This is a genomic window from Bacillus cereus group sp. BfR-BA-01330 (assembly GCF_022663885.1).
Taxonomy (GTDB): Bacteria; Bacillota; Bacilli; order Bacillales; family Bacillaceae_G; genus Bacillus_A; species Bacillus_A cereus.
On record NZ_JAKUGK010000001.1, the window covers coordinates 703,880 to 726,725 of the forward strand.

Consider the following 22,846-nt stretch of genomic DNA (forward strand, 5'->3'; position numbering starts at 1 on the left):
GAGCTATTTTTTTGTTAGATTGCAGGTGTATATGATTGTTACGAATTAAAAATGAATTTCATATTATACATATAGTGGAGGGGATGTACATGAAGGAGCAATATAAAATCATTGTTTTAAGTGATGAGTTATCAGGGGAGAGGATTCGAAATACGTTAGACAAAAATAAATGTAAAACAATAGTTCATGTTGTAGACGTTTCAGATGTTGTTCGTATAGAAAGTTCTTTTCAATATATAGTCATTTGGAGAGGGGACGCAGAAAAACTTACAAATGACTTGATAAATAGGGGCGTGCAAAGTTCAAAAATTATTAATTTAACAAAATACATGTATGAATGGAAGGATAAATTAATTTCTATCTATCAAATAAATCCGGATCTTATGTCTTTATACATTTCTATGAAAAAAGCAAAGAGTGATCCGACGTATGAATTGTTTGCTACCGGTTTGTCTTATCCACATTGTGGCATAAGTACGGAGCTTCTCTCAAAAAAGTCAATAAAATTAACACTTCCATCGCAAGATCTATACTATGATTATTTAATAGCGTCACAACTTTTATCAAACAATCATTCATTTCAATATTGTTTAATAGGAATAGCCTATTTCTCGTTTTACTTTGATATGTCGTTATCATCTGAATCATATAGAATTCACAAAGTATATTATCCATTGTTTCAAGATGGTCATCATACTGTAGTTCACTCTCCTCTACCCACTGATGGATTCTCACATCTAAATACTCCGAAACCACTTCTTTCTATTTTTAATTTGCATTTTGAATATATTTTATTAGACGAACTAAAAGATGAATCATTGATACTGCCTTGGATAAATGCTGAATGGAATACTACTTCTCTTCATATTCCTTTTGAAGAACACGGGAAAATAAGAGCAGCTTCACATGCTAAATTGGCGTATCCTCATACTTTAGTTGAAAATAAAATGATTTTTAAGAAATATTTAGAATTACTGTTGAAAAATGATATAAAGCCATTAATTGTTGTGTTCCCTGTTACTTCACATTATTTCAATTGTAGTAGTAAGAAATTAAAAGAAGATTTTTATAAAGTTATAAATGATTTTCAAACTCAATATTCTTTTCAAATTATAGATCTATTTGATTCACCATTATTTTGTGATGATGATTTTTGTGATAGTGATCATATGAATAAAAAAGGTGCAAATAAAATGTCCGCGTTATTAAATATGTTTATTTAGGAACGAAAAGTATGATATTTTGTTTCATGTTTGCATAAAAGTATATAGGCTCCATACAGTTAAAGTAATGTGATTTTTGTGTCGCGTATATAAATAATATGCGAAGAGGTGAGAGAGTTAAAATGAGAACTCGTATTGAAAGAAATGAAGAGGTGGTAGAGCAACTTCCGTTGGTAAGTGTATTAATTCCTACGTACAATCGTCCTCGTTACTTTGAAAAGGCGTTATGTAGTGTGTTAGAACAAACGTACCCTAATATAGAAATTATAGTTGGAGATGACAGCACGAATGATGAAACAGAAAAATTGTTACAAAAATACTTATGTGATCATTCAAATATTATTTATATAAAAAATAGATCAACTCTCGGACAATTTGAAAATGCGTTAATGTTATTTAATGAAGCGAACGGTGAGTATATAAATTTTTTAATGGATGATGATGTATTTCATGTGAATAAAATTGAAAAAAAGATGAAGTATTTTTTCAATGATTTAGATAATGAAATTAAGCTTGTAACATCTCATCGTCAAGTAATTGATGATAAAGGGAAAGAACTGCGACATATTTATTCGACTGTCCGTTTATTTGAAGAGGATACCATTATAGAGGGAACAGAATTAGGAAATAAGGTAATTGTGGATCAAAAAAATTACATTGGAGAACCGACAACAGTTTTATTTCGTAAAAATGATTTACAAGAACCATATGGGATTTTTGATAAGAGGCGGTATTTATGTAACGTAGATATAGCTTCATGGTTATCTTTATTAAGTAAAGGAAAAGCAGTATATATAGCAGAGACACTTAGTTACTTTCGATTACATCCAGATCAACAGTTAAATGAATCTAATAAAATGATGGATGGGTTAGAAGATTTTTCACACAGTATTATAGCAGGAGAACAATATGGTTTCTTATCCACCGAAAAAGAGTTAGACAAAGCGATAACTAATTTTCTAGATTATGCAAGAAGGATAGTTCCATCATCAATATTATATACATTAGACTATTACCAAAAAATTAGAGCGAAGAAAATAAACATAGAAAAGAAAAAACAACATATAAATAATAATTCTTCATTACCGAAAGTAAGTATACTTATTCCTGCATACAATAGACCTTATTACTTGGAATTAGCACTCAACAGCGCTTTGAATCAAACATATGAAAATATTGAAATTATTATTTCTGACGATAGTACAAATAATGAAGTCAATGCTATGATTCAACCGTACTTACGTGAATATGAGTGTATTACATATGTTAAAAATGAAACGCCGTTAGTTGCCGAAAACTTTAATAAGTGTGTAGAACTTGCGAATGGGGACTATATAAACTTTTTATTAGATGATGATTTATTTCATCATGAAAAGATCGAGAGAATGATGAAATACTTTTTGACGTTAGAAAATATTTCATTTGTGACGTCATATCGTGAACTGATTGATGAGAATGGAGAGATATTACCACCTTCAACATTAAATATGAAAATCGCGAAAGAAACTACACTTTTTGAAGGAAAAGAATTAGGAAATTATATGTTAAAAAACTTAAAAAATGTAGTTGGTGAGCCGACAACTGTTTTGTTTAATCGGGATTTGTTTGACGGGAAGTTTGGATATTTTAAAGGAAAGGCTTATTCTGCTATTAATGACATTGCAACTTGGCTAGATATGATGAGGAAAGGAAAAGTAGTTTATATACAAGAACCTCTTAGTTATTTTAGACAACATAGTGGACAAAATCAAAAACAAATGCATTTTATTTTAATGACAATTGAAGAGTGGATTGAATTAATTATAGATGCATATAATAGTGGATTTTTAAGCTCCGAAAGTGAGTATAAAGAGAGTTTATCTTATTGTTTAGAAAATGCGGGATTTATAGTTAAGGATGCAGTAAGAAATGGCGAACTAGATCAAATTTATAATGAAAAGATAAAAAAAGGGTTAAACAAGTTAGTTGCTCATATGTTTGAGAAAGAATCTTGTTATTGTCAATATTGCAATCAACAATTTGAAAAATTTTCACCTTGGCCAGCGCATTATGATTTTCCGAAATATAAATTTGAGATGTGGAATAAAGATACAGGGATATGTCCAGTTTGCAATTCGATGGATCGTGAAAGATTGTATCGTGCGTACATTGAAACGGAAACGGACTTGTTAAATAGAAACTATACAATGCTTCATATTGCACCTGAAGCGAAGTTAAGAGATTGGTTTAACGAGTATAAAAATATTACGTATGTATGTGGTGACTTAGAACCAAAGGATCCATTAATGAAGGAAATTGATGTTACAAGGATTACATATGATAGTAATACTTTTGATGTAATAGTATGTAGCCATGTGTTAGAACACGTTCCTGATGATGACAAAGCAATGCGAGAGTTATATAGAGTGTTAAAGCCAAATGGATGGGGAATTATTCAAGTACCGATCGTAATGAATGTAGATTTTATTATAGAGAATGAATTAATTGTAACACCACAATTGAGGAAATTAGCTTTTGGTCAAGAAGATCATGTGAGAATTTACAATCAATCGGGATTTATTCAACGATTAATGAATGCAGGATTTAAGGTAGAATTATATAACATAGCGGAAAAACAAGGAATGAAAAGTGCTAGGAAATTTGGATTATCTGAAACAGATATGCTCTATATTGTCCGAAAATGATAGGAAGGAATAGATATATATGGAGAATATTCCTTTTTTACGTGCTTCAACTGTACCTGTAAGTGAGTATTTGGACGAATTGAAGGAAATTGATACATCTCACATATATACGAATTATGGACCTATAAATCAACGTTTTGAGGAAACAATTATGTCGTCATTTTTTCAAAACAGGGGAGCTGTTACAACAGTAGCAAACGCAACGTTAGGGTTAATGGCGGCTATTCAACTAAAGAAAAGAAGAAAGGGAAAGTATGCTCTCATGCCTAGTTTTACATTCCCTGCGACTGCCTTAGCCGCTATTTGGTGTGGACTGGAACCTTACTTTATTGATATTTCAATAGATGATTGGTATATGGATAAAACCGTACTTTTGGATAAGATAGAAGAATTAAAAGAAGAGGTTGCGATTGTTGTCCCGTACGCCACTTTTGGATCATGGATGAACTTAGAAAAATATGAAGAATTAGAGAAGAAGGGGATTCCGGTTGTCGTAGATGCGGCGCCGGGATTTGGTTTAATGAATGGAGGGATGCATTACGGTCAAGATTTTAGTGGAATGATCGTATATAGCTTTCATGCAACAAAGCCTTTCGGAATTGGTGAAGGAGGGCTCATATATAGTAAAAACGAAGAAGATATACAACATATTAAAAGAATGGGGAATTTCGGATTTGATAAAAATCGTGAATGCACGATGATGGGGTTTAATTGTAAAATGTCTGAATACGCAGCCGCTATTGGGATTGCGACTATAAAAAAGTGGGATCAAAAATTAAAAGAACGCAGCCGTATTTCTGAATGGTATAAACAGTTGTTACAAAATACTGGGTTAATGAAAAAAGGGTGGAAAGTCCAAAAGACAGAAGCAGTTATTCACCAATTTATGCCTATCATTTGTCCAGAAGAAGTTCGCAACATACAAGTAATAGAAGAACTGAAAAAACAGAAAATAGAAGCTAGATTATACTTTTCACCATCTTGCCACCAACAAGTTCTTTTTAAAAACTATAAGTCTACAGATTTAACAAAGACGAATAAAATAGCAAAACGAATCGTAAGTTTACCTTTATGGGAAGGAATGACGAAAGAACTAGTAGAGCAAATTGTAATCTGTTTAGAGCAGAAGGTGGTGTCGGTAGATGAATAGTTTTTATAGTCAAGAAGAACTAAAGCAAATTGGATTTTTATCTGTTGGGAAAAATGTATTGGTTAGTAAAAAAGCAAGTATATATAATCCGAGTGCTATATCAGTTGGCAATCATGTAAGAATTGATGATTTTTGCATTTTAAGTGGTAAAATCACAATTGGAAGTTATTCGCACATATCAGCGTATACAGCGTTATATGGAGGGGAAGTTGGGATTGAAATGCATGATTTTGCAAACATCTCAGCTAAAACAATCATATATGCAGTACTTGATGATTTCAGTGGAAATACATTAATGGGTCCAACCGTCCCGAATCAATATAGGAATGTGAAAGCAGAAAAAGTTATTTTAAAAAAACATGTGATTATTGGTGCTAATTCTATTATTTTTCCAAATGTAACGGTAGGAGAAGGTACGGCAGTCGGTGCGATGAGTATGGTAAAAGAGAGTTTAGATGATTGGTATATTTACGCTGGAGTTCCCGTAAGAAAAGTAAAACCTCGTCAAAAAAAGATGCTAGAGTTAGAAATTGATTTTTTAAAAAACATTCATTCTTAACAAAAAAGAATGAATGTTTTTTATTTTTATCTCGCTATTTGCCGGGCAGTAAGACCCTACCTCAAAATTCAGCGGAAGTAAAGAAGTTAGGTGGGGATCGGGCTGATAGCCAGTGGGGGATGAACAAAATCCTCACTGATTAAACTTTCACTTTATCCCGCTATTTGCCGATAAAGATTCGACTGGTGAGGGCTAATTAAAGTTTCACTTTATGATAGAGCAGAGAGTATCTTAACTTATTGTGTTTTAAATTTTGCTGACCAAGGCAATACTGAGCCATAGTGAATGTAAAGTTGGAGGGCGAGCGTATATGTTTGATGAGGATGGGATTGTTTTAATTATGGAACCAGCTGATGAAAGAAACTTGAGGAGATTTATTTTTTCAGTGCCAAAGTCAGTGTATGAAAAGAAGGGGCTTACATTACACTATGGAACAGCTATAGGACAAGGATATATGGATATAATTGAAGATATTATAAGCGTACATATAGAAATAGATGTTGTAACGATAATAGGGCATGTAAGAGGATAAATAGCTATTTGAAAAAGGTTATAAACAATTTAGCTAGAAGTTATGTATAGAGAAAATTACAGACAATGATAAAGACGAAGGGGGTCTAAAATGAAAATAAAATCAATTTTATTAGTATTTATAGTTTCAATTGGTTTAATGGGATGTTCAATAGTGGAAGAAGGAAAGAACTCCATAGATTATGCTCAAAAGGCGACAGACTATGTAAATGAAATAAGTGCATTTGCAAATGATGCGCCAGCATTAGCAGAAAAGGCCGTTAATGATAGCGAGGCTCGAAAAGAATTAGAAACGAAGCTTAGTGAAATTAAACAAGATATACCCGCATTCAATGAATTAACGCCACCTGATGTAGCAAAGGATCTTCATCAACAAATCGTCGGATATAATGAAAAGTTAAATACGTTAATTGATACGGCGATGACAAAGATAGAAGAAGGGAAAGTGGATGTAGAGCAATTTAAAAACTCTGAGCTTATGCAGACGGTAGATCAAGTTCGAGATTTGAAAGATAAAGTGCAAAATTTAGGTCAATAGTAAAAAGCTCCGTTTGTGATAAACGGAGCTTTTTACTATTGGATACAATAAACGATTACACCAACGATAATAATCATGTTGCCGATGAGTTTACGTTTCGTTATTTTTTCTCCTAGGAAATACCAACCAAAAATTAATATGATGATATAACTTAAGGATTCTAATGCTGATGCTTGTTTTAATGCCATGCCCTTCATGGCGATAACATTTAATCCGGCGTTAATTACAAATAAAGAGTAGCCGATAATAACATAAGGATTCACATATTCTTTTATTCTAGAATCGTATTGTTGCAAAGTAGCTTTTTTTAATAATATTTGTGAGTAATTAGCTAAAATTATCCCGAAAATAAATAATAACATATAACTATTCATCTTTTGTCACCACCACAATTCCGACGATAATAATAGCTGCACCAAGTAAATGATTCCACTGAATCGTATCTCCAAATAGAAATACTGACCAAAGCATTGACCACAGTATAATAATCCCGCGATGTGAATATGCTTTTGAAATTTCGAAATGTTTAATTACTTGTTGCCATAAAATTGCATATCCGAATAAAAGTATAACTAATCCGAAATAAGCAACAAAAAATGAGATGGAAGCAATGGGGAATTTAGCTGCCCATTTCATGTAAACCATAATGATAGAATATATCAAAAAAGCTACATGTAAAAATACGTAATTTTTAATAGTTGGTTTCATTTATTCACTCTCTTTTGCATATAAATATATATTTATACCTAATTTTTCTAGTGTTAGATATTGGAACGTATTTTGTTTAATCTTTCACATTTCAAATTATATAGTATCATGGCTTTTATTATAAAACAATAGAAGCTATGCATTCATTTTTTCCAAGGTTCTACAATATGTATCGTTTTATTTGTTGCATCCAACTCTACTTGAACACCGATAGGCATGGTAATCATTGGATGTGTATGACAACAATCGAAGTCAGCTAGAAAAGGAATTCTTTGATTTTGAAGTACTTCTAGTAGTATTTCAAAAGGTTTTCGATTTGTACCACAATCATCAAATTGCTCATGTTTTCCAAGAATGATACCTGAAATTTTATCGAATACACCGTTAATTTTAAGTAATGAAAAGCTTCTTTCAATAGTAGCTGCATCTTTTGAACTGTCCTCAATGAAGAGAATGTCGCCTTCTTGAATATGTGGCATATAGGGGCTACCCCAAATTCCTTGTATCGTGTTTAAATTCCCGCCAATAATACGCCCAGTAGCTTTTCCATCAATTACTGAAATCCAATCGTTTGGTCGAAGTTCTTTCTCCTTTGTCTTTTCTTCCCAATTAATAAATTCATCTGACCAAAATAATGGTTGTTTTATATGATAAGGAAGAGAATGATCATGTAGTAAAGTTTCAGCGAAATATTTGTATGTGCAATCAACAAAAGGTTCAAATTCGCCAAAGGAAGGGACGAGAGCTGGTCCATAAAATGTAGGGATTCCTGTTTTGGTGTAAATTGCTAGTAATAAAGCAGTTGCATCTGAATACCCAATCATTATTTTAGGGTTCTTTAGAAAAGCATCATAATCAATATAAGGTAATATTGAATTTGAATTCATCCCACCAATTGTTGACATAATACAAGAAATATTAGGATTTCTTATTAAGACATTTAGCTCCTCAGCACGCTCTTGTATACTACCAGAACGATAAAAATCATATCGACCTGTTAATGAACCTTCTAATATATGAAACCCTTTCTGTTGTAAGTAAGATTTTGCTCGTTCAAATCTCTTTGGTGAAGTGTAGGTTACTGGTGAAGAAGGGGAGTAAATCCCAATTGTGTCTCCGTATTTTAATGATTTTGGAAGTAGCATTTGTATGAATCCCTTCTATTAAATAGTTTATCTCGCTATTTGACGGGTAGCCCGATTGGGGGACTGATTAAAGTTTCGCTTTATTTACGAGATTTTATTATTGAATATTCTTACGTTTCAACATTGTAAGTTTAACATAAATAAATTAAAATAATCATTGCTGTATATGAATAAATATACCTTTTACCTTGACTATATAAAGGAATTGTTGATAAGGTTAAATGTGAGTGTATAAAAGGTTTGCTAAAGGAGTTTTGAAATGAATCGGTTAAAATGGGGAAGGATGACAGTCCTATTAGTCATTATTTTAGGGATATGTTGGTTCTTATTCCAAGGAAATCAAAAGAGCGTAGCGAATGTAGAGGGACAACCTTTGCAAGTGGCAGAACTACCTAAAGCAGGATTTACTGAAAAAGTAGTCCCGCCAAAGTACATCCCACCAGAAATTAACGCAAAAGCAGCTATGATTATCGATGCGAGTGATGGAGATATTATTTATCAATATAATGAAAATGAAGCTTTTGCACCGGCTAGTATGTCTAAGATGATGACAGCGTATCTTCTACTAGAGAGTATACATAACGGGAAAGTTCGCTGGGAAGATCCAGTGAAAATGAGTGCGAAGGCGGCACAAACAGAGGGAGCGAGAATCCCAGTACAAGTTAATGACACATTAACTGTTAAAGATTTATATCATGCATTAATGATTGAGTCAGCTAATAATTCAGCTGTGGCTTTAGCAGAACATATGGCAAAATCGGAGAAAGATTTCGTTCAGCTTATGGATGCAAAAGCGAAACAGTTAAAAATGTCGGAACATGCTAAATTTGCAAATGCTTCTGGATTACAAGAGCCAGATGGAAGTGAAACAAAAATGACGGCTGGTGATGTAGCACAATTGGCGTATCATCTTATAAAAGATTATCCGGAAATATTAGAAGTGACTCACTTACGCCAAAGTCAGCTAGCATTTAATAATATTAATGTTATAAGCACAAACGACATGTTAAACAAAAATAATAAAAGTTTATATATAGAAGGAATGGACGGACTAAAGACTGGATTTACAGATAGTGCAGGATACTGTTTTACTGGGACTGCAAAGCAAGGTGATAATCGAATTATTACAGTGGTCATGGGGACATCAAGTAAAACAAAACGTTTTACAGAGACAAATAAGTTAATGTCGTATGCATTTGGATTAGTTAATTAAGTAAGTAAAATACGAATCTAGATCGCTACATAAGTAAGACTGTTTGTTGTTACTAATTTTAGATAACAACAAACAGTCTTTTTATTTTCATTTTAAAAAGGAAAAAGGGTCTAAATATAAGTGTTATTATTTGAGTTTGTTTGTTGCTGTGATATTATAAAGTTATAAGCTTATTAATAATAAGTTTGAGGGGGCGTAATATGATATATACATATGAAATAGCCTCAATTGAAAATTGGAGGGAATTATGATGGCAAAAGATTTTTACTCAGCAATTGAAGACAGAAGATCTATTTATGCAATTAGTAAAGAGCAAGTAGTTTCTGATGAGAAAATTCAAGAAGTGATTTATCATGCTGTAAAACATACACCTTCAGCTTTTAATTCTCAAAGTGCTCGCGTTGTTGTTTTATTAGGAGAACAACATGATAAATTATGGGATATTACGAAAGAAACGTTACGAAAAATTGTACCTGAAAATAACTTTGCACCTACTGAAGAAAAAATGAATGCATTTAAAAGTGGTTATGGAACGGTTTTATATTTTGAAGACAGTGAAGTAGTGGAAAGCCTTCAAGCTAACTTTGCATTATATAAAGATAATTTCCCAACTTGGTCTCAGCAATCATCAGGAATGTTACAATTTGCAATTTGGACAGCTTTAGAAATTGAAGGGTTTGGTGCTACGTTACAGCATTACAATCCGCTAATTGATGAAGAAGTGAGAAAAGAGTGGGATGTTCCAGCAAATTGGAAACTTATTGCGCAAATGCCATTTGGTAAACCGGTAGTACATGCTGGTGAAAAAGAATTCCAACCGCTAGAGGACCGTGTGAAAATTTATAAATAATTTAAAAAGGTGAACAGGAATATAACCTGTTCACCTTTTTTTATACGTAATAAGGGTTTTTTTGTCCTGCATTTTTCATCTGATTTTTTAATTCGTTTTTACGTGTTTCAATAGCTGATACTTTTTGTAATGTTATCATTGAAACGAATTGAATAAAAGCATAGTATAGCTCTATGTTTTTTTGTATTGGATCATCTATTATATTTCTCACAAATATGCCTCCTCTTTTTATTCCAATAAAACTCCGCATTAATGGGCAGCCCGAGTGGTGAGGGTTAATAATTAGCGGAGGATGTATAAAACCCTTCCTGATTAAAGTTTCATTTTATAAGGGAATGAAACTTTAATCAATTCGCTAAAATTATTGTTTATTAAGATATGTATATAATACTATAAATATCCTATAAATTCCATTATGGGAAAAAGAGAACAGTTGATATAGTGTGTGTTTTCTTTAAAGGAGAAATGGCTTTTGTGAAATAAATCTTACAATTCGTCAAATTATTTCAAAATTGTAGATAGTATAGAAATTTAGTTTTCTAAAAATATTATACTATTGATAAATAGAGTGATTTTTGTCATGATGAAAGTATACGTCATGTAAGGAGCTTTATAAGGAAATACATACTTGAGTTTGTATTAGGTTAATAGAGTTTTTTATAATAGATAGAAAAGGGATATTTTATATTAAAATATTAAATAGAATGTCGAATTTTTATGCGATATATAAGAAATTTGAAAAAACCATTGCAAAAACACTATGTTTAATGATAAAGTTCACATGAAGTTCACACGGATTTCACTTTGTTCATTTAAAATGAACTACGTGTGAAAAATAAAACTCTTGCTAAAAAATGGAACTGGATGAATATTTTACTTTGATAATATTGTAAAGTATTAAAGTTTTAAGTTTTTTTTAAGAGGATAGTAGGGAAAGGAAGTAAAGACAACTTATGAAAAAAGTAATTGCAGGTTTAGCAGCAGCTTCTGTAGCTGGCGTTGCAGTTCCAGGAATGGATTCTGCTCATGCACAAGTTTCAAATGAAGCGCTAAAAGAAATTAATGGACAAACTCAAACTCAAACGACTGTAACTGAAACAAAAACTGTAGAAACAACTTCTGAATTAAAATACACAGTAACTGCTGATGTATTAAATGTTCGTTCAGGTGCTGGTACAGGACATAACGTTATTTCTAAAGTAAAATCAGGCCAAGTGCTACAAGTAGTTGGACAAGAAAATGGTTGGTTCAAAGTAAACGTAAATGGTCAAACAGGTTATGTAAGTGGTGACTTCGTAACGACTGGTGGCAAAACAGGAACGACTGTTCAACAAGGAACAGGTACTTACACAGTAAACGTTTCTTCACTTAACGTACGTACAGGCCCAAGTACATCTCATACAGTATTAGGTTCTGTAAACAAAGGTAAAACAGTACAAGTTGTAGGTGAAGTACAAGATTGGTTTAAAATCAACTTCAATGGTGGAACTGGATACGTAAGCAAAGACTTCGTAACAAAAGGTGGTTCTGCTGTATCTAACGAAACAAAACAACCAACTACAAACAACAATACTACAACAGTTCAAACTGGTGGTTCTTATGTTGTTAACACTGGTGCTTTAAAAGTACGTACAGGCCCAGCTACATACAACGCTGTAATCGGTGGAGTAACAAATGGTAAAGTATTAAACGTTACTGGTGCTGAAAATGGTTGGTACAAAATTAACCATAACGGCCGCACAGGTTACGTAAGTGCAGACTTCGTTAAGTTTGTAAAAGGCGGAGTAAACAACGTTACAAATAACAATAATGTTACAAATAACGTTCAACAACCAGGTAAAGACGTACAAAAACCAACAACAGGTGGAGATACATCTTCAATCGCTGGATTCGCTAGATCTTTAAATGGTTCACCATACAGAACTGCTGGTACAACACCTGCTGGTTTTGACTGCAGTGGATTCATTCACTACGTATTAAATCAAACTGGTCATAAAGGCGCTCGTCAAACAGTTGCTGGATACTGGAGCTCTAAAACAAAAACTAGCAATCCACAACCAGGTGATTTAGTATACTTCCAAAATACTTATAAATCAGGTCCTTCTCACATGGGTGTTTACTTAGGAAACGGTCAGTTCATTAGTGCAGAAACAGATGCAACTGGTGTACGTATTAGTTCTGTAAGTAACTCTTACTGGAGCAAGCACCTATTAGGTTACACAAAAGCATACTAAGAAAAAGTAGTTTTATATACTTTTCGTATAGAGAAAAGGCTTTCCAAGGAAACTTGGGAAGCCTTTTTATAGTTGAATAAATTGGAAGTTTAATAGTTTTTATTTTAACTTTCCATTTAAAAATCGATCATATAAGTCATGGAAATAGTTAGGACGAAATAAGTTCGCTGCATGTCCCGCTAACGGTATTTCCTTATATAGAACGTTAGGCAAAATAGATTTCAAATCAAATAGACAAGATTTATAGAGATGATCATGCTCTCCCATTACCCATAGTATAGGGTGAGGAAGTGATTTTAATTTAGATTTTAAATCGAATTCTAACCGATGTCGTAATGACTGGGCAATTATGGATGAATGTAATTGTAATCCGAAACGGTAGTAAATATTTCTTGAAATGACTGCGAACGGATTTGCTTTTAATATACCGCTTGGAAAAATAGTATTTGCGTATTGAGAGAGCCATTTAGAGTATTCATCTCCTCGCTTCTCCCAAAAATTTTGAAATACATTATATAAACGAGAAGGGTTATTGTAATGTCCTCCAATATGACAAATACTTAATACTTTTTCTGGATGCATTTGTGCAAAAATTGTAGAGATGTAACAGCCGTAACTTAGCGCACAAATATGTGCTTTTTTAATACCTTCTTGCTCATATAAGTTTAATAATTGATCTACGAGGCGCTGTAATGAAAAGTCGATTGCTTCTCCTTTATCATCACCGTGACCTAATAAGTCATAAGTTATAATGTTGTAGGAGGAAGAAAAACGTTTTTGCTCCTTTTTGAAGGCGCGACGATTGCCAACTAATCCATGAATAAAAATAATTGTTTCCTTTTTAGAATGTATATTTGTTTGCAAAAAGGATACTCCTTTCACTAACTGGAGATTTATATCGTGTTGTAAATTATTTATCTATCATTTACATAGAATAATATTAAGTACCAGGTAATAATATCAGATGTTTATATCTGTTGTAAAGATGAGTTTTTATGTATATTTTGTAAAAATAGAAAAAGTGTGTTTACATTCAGTTTACATTTGTATCGTATTCTAATTTTAGAAAGAACAGTTTTGTTTAACATGAGGAGATGAACAGGAATGGAAGTTAGAAATGAAATAAAGAAAAAAGGGAGTTGGAGGCAGTTTTTACGCCTTATTCAAGATACAAATCCTCCGAAAGGAATTTTAGTTTTTGCGTTGTTAATGAGTTTGCTTTCTACGGGAGCGAGTTTATTTATTCCTATGCTGACAAAAGGATTAGTAGATAATTTTTCGCTTTCTTCAATTAGTGTAGGACAAATTGTTGGGTTAATTGCTTTCTTTGTAATGCAAACTATTGCGGCAGGGTTGTCTATATATTTACTAAATTATATTGGGCAGAAGATTGTAGCGGGACTAAGAGAACGTTTGTGGAAAAAGGTACTTATCTTGCCGGTATCTTATTACGATCAAAATAGAACAGGTGATACGATTAGCCGTATGACGAATGATACAGGTGTTGTGAAAACGTTAATTTCTGAGCATTTGTCAAACTTATTAACAGGTGGTATTTCAATTGTTGGATCGTTAATTGTATTATTTGTTTTAGATTGGAAAATGACTGCGTTACTTTTAACGGTTATTCCGTTGTCTGTGTTAATTTTAGTTCCACTTGGACGAAAAATGTATAAGATTTCAAAAGCGCTTCAAGATGAAACTGCATCTTTTACAAGTGTGTTAACGCAAGTGTTATCAGAAATTCGTTTAGTGAAATCTTCAAATACAGAAAAGAGAGAATATGAAACGGGTAATACAGGTATACAAAAGTTATTACAATTTGGTTTGAAAGAAGGAAAAGTGCAAGCATTAATTTCGCCAGTTATGTCGTTTGTTTTAATGGCACTACTTGTTATTATCGTAGGGTATGGCGGGATGCGAGTTTCTAGCGGTGCATTAACAACCGGTGAACTTGTAGCGTTTATTTTGTATTTAGTTCAAATTGTAATGCCAATGAGTCAATTATCTATGTTCTTTACACAATTCCAAAAGGCAATTGGTGCAACGGAAAGAATTAGTACGATTTTAGAATATGAAGTAGAAGATCATGAAACTGGTGTGAAAGTGACAAATGCTAAGCAACCGATCGTTCTTGAAAATGTACATTTTGAGTATAACGAAGAAGAGCAAGTTTTGAAAAATATTGATTTCACAATTGAATCTGGAAAAGTGACAGCAATTGTAGGACCAAGTGGTAGTGGGAAAACAACGTTATTCTCATTACTGGAACGTTTTTATGAGCCAACTAGTGGTGCCATTAAATTAGGAAAAGAATTAATTACGAGTTATTCATTAGAGTCATGGCGACGTCAAATCGGTTACGTATCACAAGATAGTCCGTTAATTGATGGAACGATTCGTGATAATATTTGTTACGGCGTTGAGGGCGAAGTAACAGATGAAGAAATTGAAAAAGTAGCAGCAATGGCATATGTTGATGCATTTATTCATGACTTACCAAACGGTTATGCAACAGAAGTTGGAGAACGCGGTGTGAAGCTTTCTGGGGGACAAAGACAGCGAATTGCCATTGCCCGAGCGTTGCTTCGAAATCCGCAAATTCTTATGCTAGATGAGGCGACTTCAAGCTTAGATAGTAAATCTGAGTCTGTCGTTCAAAAAGCGTTAAATAACTTAATGAAAGGCAGAACAACGTTAGTGATTGCGCATAGACTTTCTACTGTTGTAGATGCAGATAAAATTGTCTTTATTGAAAAAGGGAATCTTACAGGTAGTGGTACGCATGATGAATTATTACAGACGCATGATATGTATCGTGAGTTTGCAACGCAACAATTGAAAATTAAAGAGGGTGCATTATAAAATGAATCATCAGCGGGAAGTTTACTCCACTGATGATTCATTTTTAAAAAATATATTAGATGCTAAGTAGAAAGGAAATGGTTCCTTTGATACCTAAAATTTTAATAGTAGATGACGATCCACACATTAGAGAACTCGTTTCGGTATTTTTAGAACGAGAAGGTTTTCAAACATATGAGGCAATTGATGGAGTAGATGCACTTCAGAAAATGGATGACGTAAAAGTCGATATGGTTATTCTTGATATCATGATGCCAAATATGGATGGATTTGATGTATGTTTTGAATTAAGAAAATACTATGATATCCCGGTTCTGATGCTAACTGCCAAAGGGGAAACATCACAAAAAGTAAAAGGATTTCACCTTGGGACAGATGATTATCTTGTAAAACCATTTGACCCTATAGAATTAGTAGTGAGAGTAAAGGCATTATTGAAACGTTACCAAATTACAGTTTCCCAATCGATTCAAGTTGGAAATGTATTATTAAATCGTAAAACATTCGAAGTTACATCTGGAGAACAAACGGTTACGTTACCGTTAAAAGAATTTGAGCTGCTCTTTACTTTAGGGGCTAAATCGGGAAGAACTTGTTCGAGAGAGCAATTAATTGAAGAAATATGGGGATATGATTTTGAAGGGAATGAACGTACACTAGACGTTCATATTAATCGGTTACGTGAGAAGTTTCAAGAAGAGCAGTCGAAATTTAGTATTAAAACAATAAGAGGATTAGGGTATCGCTTAGAGGTAAGTAAATGAGAAAAAGAAAACGAATGAGTAAGTTGAAGATGCTGAAAGTATTTGGAGCGGTATTAGCGCTCTTTTCTTTTCTTACTATAATTTGGTCTATCGCATTTTATGTAGCAACTAGTATATTGAATGCTTTTGACGTAAACGTATCGCCGTTTGTTGCTTTTCTAATTAGTGATATGGTCGGTTTTGTCTTTATTATTCTTATTTGGACATTGATTGGAATATTAATGAGACCAAAACGAGAGGCGATGATTTGGACTATTATTGAACCGATACAAAAAATTGCAAAAGGAGACTTCTCCGTAAAAATAAGAAATGAAGAAAAGTATGATGGTGAAATTGGCGTGCTCGTAAAAAGTATAAATGATATGACAGATGAACTGAATACGATGGAGAAAATGAGACAAGAGTTTGTATCGAATGTTTCTCATGAAATACAGTCACCGTTAACTTCTATAAAAGGATTTGCTAGAGCACTACAAGACGATAATCTTTCTGAGGAAAAAAGAAAGCATTATCTTACCATTATTGAAACTGAAACAACGAGATTATCTAAACTAAGTCAAAATTTACTAAAGCTAACTCTTTTAGAATCAGAAGAGTATACACCAGAAAGAGTGAGCTATCGATTAGATCAACAATTAAAGCAAATTGTGTTAAATAGTGAACCACTCTGGGCTGAAAAAGAAATTGAGTTAGAACTAGATTTAGAAAAAGTATATGTTATTGCTGACCAAGAAAGTATGAGTCAAGTGTGGATTAATTTAATTCATAATAGTATTAAATTTACTCCAAGCGGTGGTACGATTACTATTCAGTTAAAGGAACATGAGACAGTAGTGGAAGTGCGTATCCGTGATTCAGGAATTGGTATATCAGAAGAACAGAAACAACATATTTTTGAGCGTTTTTATAAAGCGGATTCTTCACGAAATCGTGCCTATGGAGGAAGTGGCTTAGGTTTAGCTATTGTAAAGAAAGTACTCGACCTTCATCAAGGAGAGATAAAAGTGGAGAGTGAGGAAGGAAAAGGTACTGAATTTATTGTGCGTATGCCGAATCATGAAGAGAAATAGTGTTAGAAGGAGAACCTTCTAACACTATTTCTCTTTAAAAATGCATTTACCGTTACTGCAATTATATTGAAAAGCTTTTCCTTCGCTTTTCATACTCATACACTCCCCTATGCTGGATTTGTTTTTATTTTACATGAATAATGGTAAAAAAATGAAACTTATAAATAAAAACTTTCTATAGTTACCTACAAGTAACCTACGCACATGAAAGTGCATCATTGCCTTTTTACATAAACATAGATACAATTTTAATATAATACATAACTGAGATGATTAAGGAGTGTTATACTTGGCAGAATTATTACAAGGTAAAAATGCTTTAATTACAGGAGCAGGTAGAGGGATTGGTCGCGCTGTAGCAATCGCATTAGCGAAAGAAGGCGTAAATGTAGGCTTATTAGCTCGTTCAGAAGAAAACTTAAAAGCTGTAGCGAAAGAAGTAGAAGCAGAAGGTGTAAAAGCCGTTATTGCAACTGCTGATGTTTCTTCATACGAAGAAGTAACAACTGCGATTGAAACGTTAAAAAATGGTTTAGGATCTATCGATATTTTAATTAATAACGCTGGTATTTCTAAATTCGGTAAGTTTTTAGAACTAGACGTTGCTGATTGGGAAAAAATCATTCAAGTAAACTTAATGGGTGTATACTATGCAACTCGTGCAGCTTTACCGAGCATGATTGAACAACAATCTGGTGATATCATTAACATTTCATCTACAGCAGGACAAAAAGGTGCACCTGTAACAAGTGCATATAGTGCTTCTAAATTTGGTGTCCTTGGCTTAACAGAATCGTTAGCGATGGAAGTTCGCAAACATAACATTCGTGTAACAGCTTTAACTCCAAGTACAGTAGCAACTGATATGGCTGTAGATTTAGGATTAACTGATGGAAACCCTGATAAAGTAATGCAAGCAGAAGATATTGCAGAATTTATCGTAGCGCAGCTGAAATTAAATAAACGTACATTTATTAAATCTGCTGGGCTTTGGTCTACTAATCCATAGGAATTAAATTTAACTTTAAAAGAAGGGATATCTATTCTGTAAGGGGTAGATGTCCCTTCTTTATTTTTTGTATTCGAGACAGAATTTTCGGTATAATTAAAAGTGAATGGTAGAAAGCATTGGGAAATTGAAAGGGATGGCAGTTGTAAAAGAGTGATGTAAGGAGGAACAAGGGATGAAAAAGAAGTTTCAAAAATTATAACATGTATCGTGTATAAAGAGATTAGCTCGTGGACCTCCAATATACATAACACTATATTATATATTAAAAAATTGGAGGATATAAATAGATGAGAACTGAAAAAGAAATGTTAGACGTAATTATAAATATAGCAAAAGAGGATGAAAGAATTCGAGCAGTTATCATGAATGGATCGCGTGTAAATCCAAATGTGAAAAGAGATTGTTTTCAAGACTATGATATTATGTATGTTGTAAATGATATACAATCTTTTACGTCTAATCATAATTGGGTTCATAGATTTGGAGAAATAATGATAGTACAAATGCCAGAAGAAATGTCGTTAGTTCAACCAGATGAAGATGGGAAGTTTCCATATTTAATGCAGTTCATGGATGGGAATCGGATTGATTTAACGCTAGTTCCAGTTGAGTTAATAAAAAAGTTCGTTGGACAAGATAGTTTAAGTAAACTGCTTCTTGATAAAGATAATTGTATGGAAGGATTCCCGCCAGCAAGCGATAAGGATTACTTAATAAAAAAGCCTACAGAAAAAGAGTTTTTGGATTGCTGTAATGAATTTTGGTGGTGTAGTACAAATGTGGCAAAAGGGTTATGGAGAGAGGAACTTTCTTATGCAAAAGAAATGCTTGAAGGACCAGTGCGAGATATGTTCATCGTAATGCTAGAATGGCATATTGGTATGAAAACAGACTTTACAGTTAATACAGGGAAGTTTGGAAAGCATTTCGAGCAATATATTGAAGAAGATATGTGGGAGCAATTTAAAAGGACATTTTCTAATGCTGAATATGAAAACATATGGGAGTCATTCTTTGTCATGAGTGATTTATTTAGGGAAGTGGCGAACGAAATCGCTAACACGTATGAATATCAATATCCGCAAGAAGATGATGATAAAGTGACGAACTATTTAAAACATGTGAAAGCTTTGCCAAAAGATAGTACATCAATTTATTAATAATATAAAGTAGTAAGGCTGTCCTAATTAAGGACAGTCTTATTTTTGTTTATGAATAACAATTTCTCTAACAAAGTGCAGATGAATCACATATGAAAATTTAGGGAGGTTTTTTATCATGTATTATTTTTATTCGCCAGAAATGTTTGCTCCATATCAATGGGGACTAGAACGAGATGTTTCGTATGCTTATATGCCATATAACTCATTTTATTATGGAGATTATATAAGCGCATTGCCATACGCATATATCCCTCAAAGCTATGAAGTACAAATGAAAGCAGATGATCGTGGATCGTGGACACCATTTACATGGGTTGAAAAATATGCGTACGCATTTTCAGGACCGTATAATAAAGCGGAAGTAGCTCTTACATTTGATGATGGACCAGATTCAGAATTCACGCCAAAAATATTAGATAAGTTAAAACAACATAATGTAAAAGCTACTTTTTTCTTACTTGGTGAAAACGCAGAAAAATTTCCGAATGTAGTAAAGCGTATTGCAAATGAAGGGCATGTAATTGGTAATCATACGTACAGTCATCCGAATTTAGCGAAAGTAAATGACGCTGAGTACCGTAATCAAATTATAAAAACGGAAGAAATATTAAAACGTTTAGCCGGCTATGCCCCTAAATTTATACGTCCACCGTATGGTGAAATACTTGAAAATCAATTGAATTGGGCAACTGAGCAAAATTTTATGATTGTACAGTGGAGTGTTGATACAGTTGATTGGAAAGGTGTAAGTGCCGATACGATTACAAATAATGTGTTAGGGAATTCATTTCCAGGTAGTGTCATACTGCAGCATTCTACTCCAGGTGGGCATTTACAAGGATCTGTTGATGCACTAGACAAAATCATTCCGCAGTTAAAAACGAAAGGGGCACGTTTTGTAACACTTCCAAGAATGTTCCAGACATCAAAAGAAAGAAAGTGAATGTGTTATAAATTGGGAAAATAAGGGTTGTGTCGTATAATGAAAGTGTAAGTTAGGGGGGGATATAATTGATTGATGCACTAGTAAACATAGGAATAAGCATATTGATTGGTATTATTTTTATACTTGCGGCAATTATTCTTCAAAAAAATCCACCGACCGATATTAATGCGGCATATGGTTATCGTACGAAACGATCTATGAAAAATAAGGAATTATGGGATGCGGGTAACAGGTATAGTGCAGAAGTGATGAAGCAAAACGGATTTATCATGATGTTAATTGGAAGTGTTATTAGTATACTGTTTAGATATCCACATACAATAATAGTGATTATAGTGGTTATGCTGTTATTAATGATTCGTTTATTTATACAAGTAGAGAGTAGATTAAAAATCCTTGAACAATAATAAAAAATAGGACTCTATGCAATATTATGCTAGGAGTCCTATTTTATTTATAAACTATTATTTTTTAATAATTCTTTTCCTTGCTCTATAACAAATTCATAGTATGCAAGATCATACGGATAAATATCTTCAAATGTTATCGTAATCGGTGTATTGTTTAAGACTGAAATAGTCGTTAAAGATGAAATCTCTCCTTTTAATAGTTGTAGAAAAGAAGTTGCATGTACTTTCATCACATCGTCTACTTCTTCACCTGGTGCGAATGGAAGTGGATTGATGACGTTGTGAAAATACATATGACAAAACTCGCGATCAGTAAGATTTGAAATTTCATAATCTATTTTAAAGATTCCCTTGTATGTTAAATCATTAGTTTGAAAGGAAAGCCCTAATTCTTCCTCAATTTCACGAAGACCACCAATTTGTACATCTTCATCATGCATAATATGTCCAGCTGAAGTAATATCCCATATACATGGAGCTTCTTTTTTATTTTTAGAGCGTAATTGGAAATATAAAAACATATCTTCATTATCTTTTTCTACAAACCAGCAATGAAATGTTTCGTGCCAATCGCCGTCACGATGCACTTCATCACGTAATTTCTTCCCAAGTGTATTTCTTTCAGGATCAAATATTGTTAACCACTCTGTCATTTTAATTCCCCTTTCCTCAAATTTTATTATACAATATTTGTATTGAATTTTGGGAAAATAAAGAAAAAGGAGTGGTTATAAGTGGGGATAGAGCGTACGGAAATAAAATCGATTATTTCAACAGAGGAAGAGTTACGGAAAATATTGGGGCAACCAAGTGAGCGAGCGTTGAAAAAAGTCATTTCATCATTAGACCACCATTGCGTAGATTTTCTTTCTAAATCTCCTTTTCTAGTATTATCCACTGGAAATAAGTTGGGGGAGTGTGACGCCTCGCCGCGAGGAGATGCACCTGGATTTGTATACGTACTCAATAATAATAAAATTATCATTCCAGAAAGACCAGGAAATCGTCGTATAGACTCCATTTTGAATATTATTTCAAATCCACGTGTAGGACTAATCTTTTTTATTCCAGGTCTTGGGGAGACACTCAGAATAAATGGCCGAGCGTATATTACAAACGACGAAGAAATTTTGAAAGAAATGCAGGCGAATGGACGCAATCCGTTGCTTGGAATTGTTGTTGAAATAGAAGAGTGTTATATTCATTGTGCAAAAGCGTTTATTCGTTCTAAGATGTGGGATCCAGAATCTTGGTTAAATAAAAAAGAGTTACCATCAGCAGCAAAAATGTTGCTGGAGCATGCGAAAGTGAATACTTCAGAAGAAGATGTTGCACGTTCTTTAGAAGAAAGTTATACAAAAAGATTGTATTAAAAATTTTATTAATATAGTTTTGTAGAGCGGATATGTACGGTTTTTAGAATGGGGAATTTATCCCGCATTAACGGGCAATAAGACTCCTACCTCAAAATTCAGCGAAAACAAAGAAGTTAGGTGGGGATCAACTGCCCGTAAAAGCCCGATTGGTGAAGGCTAATAATCAGTGGGGATGAACAAAATCCCCACTGATTAAAGTTTCACTTTATATATGAACCGTTGATTTATAAACTGGAGAAATAACAAAATAGGTAAATTGAGTGGCGGTTGCATAATGATATTGTGAAATATAATAAAAAAAATTCTTGAAAATAGTTAGTAAAAATAGGCTTGCTTTTTAAAAAGTTGATAACTATAATGAATTAACAAATAGACATGAACGAAAAAGTAACGATAAGGACAAGA

23 protein-coding genes, 1 pseudogene and 1 other annotated feature (1 of these 25 only partly in view) are annotated in these 22,846 nt (G+C 33.1%); of the genes and pseudogenes, 17 read left to right on the top strand and 7 right to left on the bottom strand.

What is annotated here, in order from left to right; genetic code table 11:
- Positions 1-89: 89 nt before the first annotated feature.
- The 6 genes from MR112_RS03595 to MR112_RS03620 all read left to right on the top strand — a co-directional run bounded on the left by MR112_RS03595 (position 90) and on the right by MR112_RS03620 (position 6,685).
- Entirely contained in the window at positions 90-1,223 is a 1,134-nt protein-coding gene (locus MR112_RS03595; protein WP_242244785.1) for a hypothetical protein, read from the top strand.
- A 122-nt stretch (positions 1,224-1,345) separates the two neighbouring features.
- Positions 1,346-3,907: a glycosyltransferase gene (locus MR112_RS03600; protein WP_242244786.1), complete on the top strand. Its 2,562-nt coding sequence runs from the start codon at positions 1,346-1,348 to the stop codon at positions 3,905-3,907.
- A 19-nt stretch (positions 3,908-3,926) separates the two neighbouring features.
- Positions 3,927-5,057 carry a DegT/DnrJ/EryC1/StrS aminotransferase family protein gene (locus MR112_RS03605; RefSeq protein ID WP_088344169.1) on the top strand — a complete coding sequence of 377 codons (1,131 nt, stop codon included), beginning with the start codon at positions 3,927-3,929 and terminating at the stop codon, positions 5,055-5,057.
- The gene (locus MR112_RS03610) at positions 5,050-5,616 is read left to right on the top strand and encodes an acyltransferase (protein WP_078385882.1); all 567 of its coding nucleotides are present in this window, start codon (positions 5,050-5,052) and stop codon (positions 5,614-5,616) included. The genes MR112_RS03605 and MR112_RS03610 overlap by 8 nt, the downstream gene beginning before the upstream one ends.
- 310 nt (positions 5,617-5,926) lie before the next feature.
- On the top strand, positions 5,927-6,148 hold the full coding sequence (locus MR112_RS03615) for a hypothetical protein (RefSeq protein ID WP_000459099.1): 222 nt from the start codon (positions 5,927-5,929) through the stop codon (positions 6,146-6,148).
- Between the two features lie 90 nt (positions 6,149-6,238).
- Positions 6,239-6,685 carry a DUF6376 family protein gene (locus MR112_RS03620; protein ID WP_000695203.1) on the top strand — a complete coding sequence of 149 codons (447 nt, stop codon included), beginning with the start codon at positions 6,239-6,241 and terminating at the stop codon, positions 6,683-6,685.
- A 35-nt stretch (positions 6,686-6,720) separates the two neighbouring features.
- Here MR112_RS03620 and MR112_RS03625 read toward each other — a convergent pair whose 3' ends face one another.
- The 3 genes from MR112_RS03625 to MR112_RS03635 all read right to left on the bottom strand — a co-directional run bounded on the left by MR112_RS03625 (position 6,721) and on the right by MR112_RS03635 (position 8,538).
- Entirely contained in the window at positions 6,721-7,059 is a 339-nt protein-coding gene (locus MR112_RS03625; RefSeq protein WP_001089868.1) for an EamA family transporter, read from the bottom strand.
- Positions 7,052-7,393, bottom strand: coding sequence for an EamA family transporter (locus tag MR112_RS03630; protein WP_000805125.1), 342 nt, complete (start codon positions 7,391-7,393; stop codon positions 7,052-7,054). The genes MR112_RS03625 and MR112_RS03630 overlap by 8 nt, the downstream gene beginning before the upstream one ends.
- 143 nt (positions 7,394-7,536) lie before the next feature.
- Positions 7,537-8,538 carry a S66 family peptidase gene (locus MR112_RS03635; RefSeq protein WP_070179217.1) on the bottom strand — a complete coding sequence of 334 codons (1,002 nt, stop codon included), beginning with the start codon at positions 8,536-8,538 and terminating at the stop codon, positions 7,537-7,539.
- 259 nt (positions 8,539-8,797) lie between these two features.
- Here MR112_RS03635 and MR112_RS03640 point away from each other — a divergent pair, with 259 nt between their 5' ends.
- Complete coding sequence (locus tag MR112_RS03640; protein ID WP_001080881.1) at positions 8,798-9,751, top strand: D-alanyl-D-alanine carboxypeptidase family protein; 954 nt, start codon at positions 8,798-8,800, stop codon at positions 9,749-9,751.
- 247 nt (positions 9,752-9,998) lie between these two features.
- On the top strand, positions 9,999-10,601 hold the full coding sequence (locus MR112_RS03645; RefSeq protein ID WP_002164567.1) for a nitroreductase family protein: 603 nt from the start codon (positions 9,999-10,001) through the stop codon (positions 10,599-10,601).
- Positions 10,602-10,641: 40 nt separating this feature from the next.
- On the opposite strand, the gene MR112_RS03650 is transcribed toward MR112_RS03645, so the two are convergent.
- The gene (locus MR112_RS03650; RefSeq protein WP_001244279.1) at positions 10,642-10,812 is read right to left on the bottom strand and encodes a hypothetical protein; all 171 of its coding nucleotides are present in this window, start codon (positions 10,810-10,812) and stop codon (positions 10,642-10,644) included.
- Between the two features lie 742 nt (positions 10,813-11,554).
- Between MR112_RS03650 and entFM the strand changes: the two genes are divergently transcribed.
- On the top strand, positions 11,555-12,835 hold the full coding sequence (gene entFM / locus MR112_RS03655) for an enterotoxin EntFM (RefSeq protein WP_000755521.1): 1,281 nt from the start codon (positions 11,555-11,557) through the stop codon (positions 12,833-12,835).
- 99 nt (positions 12,836-12,934) lie between these two features.
- Here entFM and MR112_RS03660 read toward each other — a convergent pair whose 3' ends face one another.
- The gene (locus tag MR112_RS03660; protein WP_001194314.1) at positions 12,935-13,699 is read right to left on the bottom strand and encodes an alpha/beta fold hydrolase; all 765 of its coding nucleotides are present in this window, start codon (positions 13,697-13,699) and stop codon (positions 12,935-12,937) included.
- A 240-nt stretch (positions 13,700-13,939) separates the two neighbouring features.
- Between MR112_RS03660 and MR112_RS03665 the strand changes: the two genes are divergently transcribed.
- The 3 genes from MR112_RS03665 (at position 13,940) to hitS (ending at position 17,534) form a co-directional block, all read left to right on the top strand.
- Positions 13,940-15,700, top strand: coding sequence for an ABC transporter ATP-binding protein (locus MR112_RS03665; protein ID WP_134266197.1), 1,761 nt, complete (start codon positions 13,940-13,942; stop codon positions 15,698-15,700).
- A gap of 86 nt (positions 15,701-15,786) precedes the next feature.
- Entirely contained in the window at positions 15,787-16,464 is a 678-nt protein-coding gene (hitR, locus tag MR112_RS03670) for an envelope stress response regulator transcription factor HitR (protein ID WP_000612413.1), read from the top strand.
- Entirely contained in the window at positions 16,461-17,534 is a 1,074-nt protein-coding gene (gene hitS, locus MR112_RS03675; RefSeq protein WP_001231621.1) for an envelope stress sensor histidine kinase HitS, read from the top strand. Before hitR ends, hitS begins: the two co-directional genes overlap by 4 nt.
- 24 nt (positions 17,535-17,558) lie before the next feature.
- Here the strand turns inward: hitS and MR112_RS29040 are convergent.
- A pseudogene (locus MR112_RS29040) lies at positions 17,559-17,627 on the bottom strand (DUF3139 domain-containing protein); the annotation flags it as partial.
- A gap of 196 nt (positions 17,628-17,823) precedes the next feature.
- Here MR112_RS29040 and MR112_RS03680 point away from each other — a divergent pair.
- From MR112_RS03680 to MR112_RS03695, 4 genes are all read left to right on the top strand, one after another.
- Entirely contained in the window at positions 17,824-18,543 is a 720-nt protein-coding gene (locus MR112_RS03680) for a 3-ketoacyl-ACP reductase (protein WP_000818985.1), read from the top strand.
- A gap of 290 nt (positions 18,544-18,833) precedes the next feature.
- A complete protein-coding gene (locus MR112_RS03685; RefSeq protein ID WP_242244787.1) occupies positions 18,834-19,706 on the top strand; it encodes an aminoglycoside 6-adenylyltransferase in 873 nt (290 codons plus the stop codon).
- Between the two features lie 118 nt (positions 19,707-19,824).
- The gene (locus MR112_RS03690; RefSeq protein WP_242244788.1) at positions 19,825-20,652 is read left to right on the top strand and encodes a peptidoglycan-N-acetylglucosamine deacetylase; all 828 of its coding nucleotides are present in this window, start codon (positions 19,825-19,827) and stop codon (positions 20,650-20,652) included.
- Between the two features lie 71 nt (positions 20,653-20,723).
- Entirely contained in the window at positions 20,724-21,062 is a 339-nt protein-coding gene (locus MR112_RS03695; RefSeq protein ID WP_025687792.1) for an SdpI family protein, read from the top strand.
- 47 nt (positions 21,063-21,109) lie between these two features.
- Here the strand turns inward: MR112_RS03695 and MR112_RS03700 are convergent, their stop codons facing one another.
- Positions 21,110-21,718, bottom strand: a complete 609-nt coding sequence (locus MR112_RS03700; RefSeq protein WP_000141352.1) for an NUDIX hydrolase — start codon at positions 21,716-21,718, stop codon at positions 21,110-21,112.
- 81 nt (positions 21,719-21,799) lie between these two features.
- On the opposite strand from MR112_RS03700, the gene MR112_RS03705 reads away from it, so the two are divergent.
- Positions 21,800-22,438, top strand: a complete 639-nt coding sequence (locus MR112_RS03705) for a pyridoxamine 5'-phosphate oxidase family protein (protein ID WP_000510728.1) — start codon at positions 21,800-21,802, stop codon at positions 22,436-22,438.
- A gap of 384 nt (positions 22,439-22,822) precedes the next feature.
- Positions 22,823-22,846: a binding site (T-box leader), on the top strand (it continues 208 nt past the right edge of the window).

Coding starts and splice junctions, on each gene's coding strand:
- MR112_RS03595 (WP_242244785.1), top strand. CDS start 90: ATGAAGGAGCAATATAAAATCATTGTTTTAAGTGATGAGTTATCAGGG.
- MR112_RS03600 (WP_242244786.1), top strand. CDS start 1,346: ATGAGAACTCGTATTGAAAGAAATGAAGAGGTGGTAGAGCAACTTCCG.
- MR112_RS03605 (WP_088344169.1), top strand. CDS start 3,927: ATGGAGAATATTCCTTTTTTACGTGCTTCAACTGTACCTGTAAGTGAG.
- MR112_RS03610 (WP_078385882.1), top strand. CDS start 5,050: ATGAATAGTTTTTATAGTCAAGAAGAACTAAAGCAAATTGGATTTTTA.
- MR112_RS03615 (WP_000459099.1), top strand. CDS start 5,927: ATGTTTGATGAGGATGGGATTGTTTTAATTATGGAACCAGCTGATGAA.
- MR112_RS03620 (WP_000695203.1), top strand. CDS start 6,239: ATGAAAATAAAATCAATTTTATTAGTATTTATAGTTTCAATTGGTTTA.
- MR112_RS03625 (WP_001089868.1), bottom strand. CDS start 7,059: ATGAATAGTTATATGTTATTATTTATTTTCGGGATAATTTTAGCTAAT.
- MR112_RS03630 (WP_000805125.1), bottom strand. CDS start 7,393: ATGAAACCAACTATTAAAAATTACGTATTTTTACATGTAGCTTTTTTG.
- MR112_RS03635 (WP_070179217.1), bottom strand. CDS start 8,538: ATGCTACTTCCAAAATCATTAAAATACGGAGACACAATTGGGATTTAC.
- MR112_RS03640 (WP_001080881.1), top strand. CDS start 8,798: ATGAATCGGTTAAAATGGGGAAGGATGACAGTCCTATTAGTCATTATT.
- MR112_RS03645 (WP_002164567.1), top strand. CDS start 9,999: ATGATGGCAAAAGATTTTTACTCAGCAATTGAAGACAGAAGATCTATT.
- entFM (WP_000755521.1), top strand. CDS start 11,555: ATGAAAAAAGTAATTGCAGGTTTAGCAGCAGCTTCTGTAGCTGGCGTT.
- MR112_RS03665 (WP_134266197.1), top strand. CDS start 13,940: ATGGAAGTTAGAAATGAAATAAAGAAAAAAGGGAGTTGGAGGCAGTTT.
- hitS (WP_001231621.1), top strand. CDS start 16,461: ATGAGAAAAAGAAAACGAATGAGTAAGTTGAAGATGCTGAAAGTATTT.
- MR112_RS03685 (WP_242244787.1), top strand. CDS start 18,834: ATGAGAACTGAAAAAGAAATGTTAGACGTAATTATAAATATAGCAAAA.
- MR112_RS03690 (WP_242244788.1), top strand. CDS start 19,825: ATGTATTATTTTTATTCGCCAGAAATGTTTGCTCCATATCAATGGGGA.
- MR112_RS03700 (WP_000141352.1), bottom strand. CDS start 21,718: ATGACAGAGTGGTTAACAATATTTGATCCTGAAAGAAATACACTTGGG.